General features: G+C 27.6%; 5 protein-coding genes. All 5 read left to right on the forward strand.

Annotated features, from left to right (window positions below):
- The first annotated feature begins 105 nt into the window (after positions 1-105).
- Positions 106-1071, forward strand: a complete 966-nt coding sequence (locus CLLU_RS08950; RefSeq protein WP_106009406.1) for a hypothetical protein — start codon at positions 106-108, stop codon at positions 1069-1071.
- A 238-nt stretch (positions 1072-1309) separates the two neighbouring features.
- Positions 1310-3226, forward strand: a complete 1917-nt coding sequence (locus CLLU_RS08955; RefSeq protein WP_106009407.1) for a glycosyltransferase family 2 protein — start codon at positions 1310-1312, stop codon at positions 3224-3226.
- Positions 3226-4725: a class I SAM-dependent methyltransferase gene (locus tag CLLU_RS19125; protein ID WP_242977528.1), complete on the forward strand. Its 1500-nt coding sequence runs from the start codon at positions 3226-3228 to the stop codon at positions 4723-4725. The genes CLLU_RS08955 and CLLU_RS19125 overlap by 1 nt, the downstream gene beginning before the upstream one ends.
- A 38-nt stretch (positions 4726-4763) precedes the next feature.
- On the forward strand, positions 4764-5639 hold the full coding sequence (locus CLLU_RS08965) for a radical SAM/SPASM domain-containing protein (protein ID WP_158255913.1): 876 nt from the start codon (positions 4764-4766) through the stop codon (positions 5637-5639).
- A gap of 89 nt (positions 5640-5728) precedes the next feature.
- Positions 5729-6000: hypothetical protein (locus CLLU_RS08970; RefSeq protein ID WP_146127598.1), on the forward strand; the 272-nt coding region annotated here is incomplete at its 3' end.

Below are 6000 nucleotides of genomic sequence, written 5' to 3' on the forward strand. Positions count from 1 at the left end.
AAAGAGAGGACTAATCGGTGTGATTGGTTCTCCCTTTTTAATATTAGATAACTTAGTTATAGAATCTAATCTAAAATTACCTTCATTATAACAGGGGATGATAAAATGGATAATGAGTCCATTTCGGAAAAGAAGTCTAAAATTCCGGATGACTTTTTTTATATTGTTAAAGTGAATATGGATATTAGCGGGTGCAAATTAAATTTTAAAATATCAGATAGAGATCTATTACAATTAATTTCTTGTGACGATTGTATGGTAAAAAGCATTTGTTTTGACTATAAAGGCGGTAGGAAAAGTGTACTGGAGTGTATAATATCAACTAAAGATTTATTAAAAACATATGCTTTTATTACTTATGAATTAAAATTATTAATTATTAAGACACTTTTATTGATAAAAAATGTTAAAGATTTATCGATAGATGATAATATAAGTTGTGCTATTGAAAATGAAAAAGAAGCTGTTGAAAGAGATATCCCTATTATTCCATATAGTGAGAAGTACCTTGAATTAGTGGTAGAACCTGCTAATATCAAAGAAAATGAATTTACATATATTATGAAAAGCTTTATTAAAAATTATTATAGATTTGATGATTCTTTGTTCTGGATGTATGTTTCTTATTCAGTAATAGGCAAAAGTAATGTAAAAAATAAATTTGATTTTATATCTCAATACAGTATTTTGTGGACTGCATTTAATGCATTTTATTCTAAAATATATCCTGATAAAAGAGACAGGGAAGCGGTAGAAGCAATTGCTAAAGAGGAATATGTGAAAGAATATTTTTCTTGTATACTTAAGTCACCCGATAAATGTAAGCTTTTGAAAGAATTCTGTGGTGAAACAGTAGTTCTTAGAAAAGATAATAATGTTTCAAAAAAGTTGGAAGAAAGTATGGAGAAAATGGATTATGACGGAATTGCACTTAATGCAGTGCTATGTTTATACGCAATTAGGAATGCGGTGGTTCATGGATATGCGAAAAAAGAGTCGAAATTGTGCAGAGATGCTTTTGAAATTTTAAATCCATTGATAAAGTTAAGTATAATTAATAAAGTTAAATAGGAATATTGATCTCCCAAATGATTTTAGTTTGGGAGAATTGTTTTGTCTAAAGGAAGAACATAAGTTAAGTTACTAGATATATTCATTAAAGTACGATTGAGATATTTCGATAACTATAATATTAAATAGAAAATATTTAAAGTATTATGTTGTCATATTGCTTTTCAGAAGTTAATAAAATAGCTTTTATTTTAATAGATATTTTTATTTGGGATAGATTGAAAAGGGAGGCTGATTTATGAGGATAAGCGGCTGTGTTATGGTTAAAAATGAAGAAAAAAATATAAAGAGATGTATTGACAGCTTTAAGAATATAGTCCATGAAATAATAGTAGTGGATACTGGTTCTACAGACAGGACGGTGGAAATAGCAGAAGAATGCGGGGCAAAAGTGTATTATTATAAGTGGAATGACGATTTTGCTTCGGCCAGAAATGTGGCCCTTGATAATGCAAGTGGAGATTGGATTATATATATGGATGCGGATGAATATTTTTATAATGCCACTGCTAAAAATATTCCTTTACTTTTAAAACGCGTGAGAACTGATGTGGATAGCTTGCTCTGTGAGCTTGTGAACATAGATAATTCCGACAAAAAGGAAAAAAGTACGGCACATGTCATAAGAATATTCAGGCATAAGCCCAGGATAAGATTTAATTATAAAATCCATGAAGTAGTCATGAATAACGGTAAAAAAATGAGATGTGCCAATGTATCCAGAGATTCTTTGCTTATCTACCATACAGGTTATTCTTCGGAGATAGTTTTGAATAAATTTAAAAGAAATTTGGCCATATTGAAGGAAGAGGAGAAAAGTCCCAACTGCAGGGATATGACATATTTTTATCTTGGAGACTGCTATTTTCCACTTAAAGAGTATGAAAAAGCAATAGAATATATGAAAAAATACATAAGTACAGGACATGTAAATATGGGGTCGAATATGAAACCCTACAGTGTTGTAATACAGTCTATGATTCGGCTTGGCTGTAAATATGAAGACATAATGCAGGAAATAGATACAGCTGTTGAAAAGTTTCCCGGGCACCCCCTCCTTTACAACCATAAGGCGGATGTTGAATACTTCAATAATAAATTTGACAGTGCACTTAAATTATATCATAAAACCCTGAAACTTCAGGATGTCTATGATGATGTTGAAACTAATTTTGTAGAAGGGAATTTATTTGATATCTATTATAAGATGGGATATATATATGAGTGTAAAAATGAATGTGACAATGCACTGGAATACTATTTAAAGTCTTTAAAGGGAAAAAAAGATTATATACCACCCTTTGAGAGATTGATGAGGATAATAAGAAGTGAAAATGCTGAAGATATAATATTCTTGCTGAAGTCAGTATATGACGACAATGAGGAATCTGATGTGGCGTTTCTGGTACGTGAATTGATGAAATTGAAGGTTGGGAAGGTACTTATGTATTACACCAATATTTGGCTTAAAAAATTTCATAAAGAGGACAGCAGTATAGTATTCACTTTTCTGTGCAATAAAAATTATGAAGAAGCTTATAAATATTTTTCCAAACTTTATTTTGAGGATTGGAGTTATGTTTATGCACTGTTTTCTGTAATATCATCTGTAATGTCAAAAAATAATAAAAATATAGATGAGATAATTGATTTTGTGAAGCCTTCTTTTAGAAGGTTCATGATGTGTTATACAGGAAGAAAAGATGTTGGATTTATACCTGATGATAAACATGATTATTTGAGGATATTGACGGAGTTTTTATTACTTGATCTTAAAGAAGAAGCACATAAGATATTGGACATGAGGGGTAAATTTGATATTGATGCATATGATTCCATAGGAAATATTTTAATGGATTGCAGGAATTATAAATATGCAGCGGAAATATATAAAGAATGTCTTGATTATGGTGATATTTATGATGAGGGGTATATATGCAATAAAATAGGAATAGCTTATTTTAGATTATATGATTATGAGAATGCCTTTATATATATAGAAAAAGCTATTGCATCTGGATATGAAAATAATTTGAATTTTGAATATTTAAGGTGGATATATGAGAAAAGTAATAATGATTTAATGAAAGTAAAAATTAAAAAAATCACAGAGAAGAATATTTTGTTAAATAGTACTTTAGGAGGTGATTTATAATGAAATATTACAGTGTATTATTTATAGATGAATTTAAAAAAGAAAAATTTTTCTCAAAAATTAAACTCAATATATTTAAAAATCTTATGATCGAAAATAAGATAAATTCTATAGTAGATACAATAGAAAATATGGATAATAATAAAAATAGATATGATTTGGTAGTGGCTGATTCAGTAGTAAAGGAAAATAATAAGTATAATAATTTCATAGAGGAAATGAAAAACCTAGATATATCTTTTGTGGAAATTGAAACACATATGTTGATTATGGCTGGAAAAGTATTTAAACATAATATTAATTTTAGAAAGAAGGAACCTTTAGGAGAAAAAAATTATTGCTTAATTAATTATAAAGATTTACAAGACTTGGATTTAAAAGAGCAAGGCTGGATTAATGAACAACTGGAAATATTCATACAAATACTTCTTAATAAAGATAGTAAAATAATTTTATTTTCATTGGATAAATCTGAAAAAGAATGTAAAAAATTTATAGAAAAATTTCAAAGTAATAATATAAATACTGTAAAATTAGATAGTATCTATGATATAGTTGAATTAGTTTCAAATAGCAAAATAATTGTTGATTTTGATACAAAAATTTGTCAGCTGGCATTTGGTCTGGGAATACCTTTTTTATCTGTAGAATTGAAAAAAAATATATCAGAAATTAAGTCAATTTTAAATGAAAAAGGTTTATTTCTTGATGATATTAATGCTGGAAATATGGTTAAAAAAGTTGAATTTATTTTGGAACATTATGATTTATTGGTTGAAAAACTGGATAATGTTAAAGAAAAGTATTTTGTGCAAAACAATAAACTTTTGCTTGAAACTTTCAATAAAATTGAGCCTAAGAAAAAGAAGACTGCTGAGGTTAAAAATTTTATTAATAAAGAGGAAAAGTTTATAGGTACTGTAGGATGTAAAAAACTACATTTGGGGTGCGGGAGAAATATACTCAAGGATTGGATAAATTTAGATCTCATGAAACTTCCAGGTGTAGATGTAGTTGCGGATTTAGATAACTGTGATAATATTAGGCTTCCTTTTGATGATAATTGTTTTGAAGAATTTTATGCAAGTCATTTAATTGAACATATAAAAAACACATTGCCTATGATGGAGGAATTACATAGGGTGGCAAAACCTAATGCCAAGGCTATTTTTAGATGCCCTTATGGTTCTAGTGATGAAGCTTTTGAAGATCCTACCCACGTTAGACAATATTTTATCAATTCGTTTAGATATTTTGGACAGCCATTTTACTGGAGAGCTGACTATGGATATAGAGGGGATTGGAGAGTAGAAAAGATTATTCTGAGAGTCGACAAAAATAGATATAAAAATATTAAATCTGATGAAATTTTACAAGAGGTAAATAGATATAGAAATGTTGTGAAAGAAATGATTGTTGAATTGAAAGCTATAAAACCGATAAGACAAACTAATAAAAACTTGCAAGAAAAAGTAAATATTGAATTTCAGTTGCAGTAAATAATATTATTTTGTCTAAGAAGGGGGAAATGTCAGCAATGGTATATAGTGATATATTTAGGAAAATTCAAAATAAATATATAGATTATCCAGATGAGATAACTATAGAAACTACAGGTAAATGTAATGCTAAATGTAAATTCTGTCCTCATTATGAATTAGACAGACGGTTTATTGATATGGAAGATTCTTTATTTTTTAAAATAATAGGAGACTTGAAAGAAATACCTATTAATCATAAGTTTAATATATCTCCATTTAAGGTTAATGAACCTTTAATGGATAATAAATTTTTTGAAAAAATAGGGGTCATAAATACAGAACTTCCTAATGCAAATATAAGGTTTTTTTCAAATTTTAATATGGCTACTTTTAATGACATAGAGAGATTAAGTAAAATAAAAAATTTAGATACATTATGGATTTCGTTAAATGAAATAGAAGCTGATAGATATAAAGAAGTTATGGGATTAGAATTAGATAAAACTCTGGATAATATTAAAAATCTTTTAGAATTTAATAAGAAATATAAAATAATAGATAAGGTATCTATTAGCCGAGTTGCTGATGATACTTCAAAAGATATAGAATTCAAAAATAAGTTTGATAGAATTTTTGGAAAATATTCTAGCGAATATGATATTAAATTTATAAAAAGAGCAGAATGGATTGACTTTTTGGGTAAGCAGCATGAAGTGCCGGGAAATGAGCCATGTTTAAGGTGGTTTGAGGTAAACATAACTTGCACAGGAAAGGTAGCTTTATGCTGTATGGATGGCAAAGGAGAATATTGTATTGGAGATGTAAATGAGCAGAGTGTGCTTGAGATATATAATAGAAAGGAATATAGGGAATTAAGAGAAAACATATATCCAAGAAAATTTATTGCTCCATGTAATAGATGCTCGTTATAATATATAAGCTCTATCATTATTAGCTTAACATTTATGCGAATTCTAGGCAATTATATTTTATAGTAAATTTTAACTAGGGAGTACAAATTATGAAATTAGAAAAAGCTGATAAAAATAATTTTTTTAGTGATACATTTTATTCTACTATAGATTTTTATGGTAAACTTACAAATGAATCTAATGCTACTGATATAAGAAATTTAACTGCCAATAAAAAAGATTTAAGCGATATTTTCTTAAAATTTATAAATAAAGATTTTAATTTTATAAAAGACATATCCCAAATGCTACAATTAAATATTTTAGACAGACGAAGATACATATGTATTATTCTAAGAAGTGTGGTAGAACAAGTTATTTT

The organism is Clostridium luticellarii, from assembly GCF_002995845.1.
Classification (GTDB): Bacteria; Bacillota; Clostridia; order Clostridiales; family Clostridiaceae; genus Clostridium_B; species Clostridium_B luticellarii.

Excerpts from the sequence above, each read along its gene's own strand:
- CLLU_RS08950 (WP_106009406.1), top strand. The coding sequence starts at position 106 with ATGGATAATGAGTCCATTTCGGAAAAGAAGTCTAAAATTCCGGATGAC.
- CLLU_RS08955 (WP_106009407.1), top strand. The coding sequence starts at position 1,310 with ATGAGGATAAGCGGCTGTGTTATGGTTAAAAATGAAGAAAAAAATATA.
- CLLU_RS19125 (WP_242977528.1), top strand. The coding sequence starts at position 3,226 with ATGAAATATTACAGTGTATTATTTATAGATGAATTTAAAAAAGAAAAA.
- CLLU_RS08965 (WP_158255913.1), top strand. The coding sequence starts at position 4,764 with ATGGTATATAGTGATATATTTAGGAAAATTCAAAATAAATATATAGAT.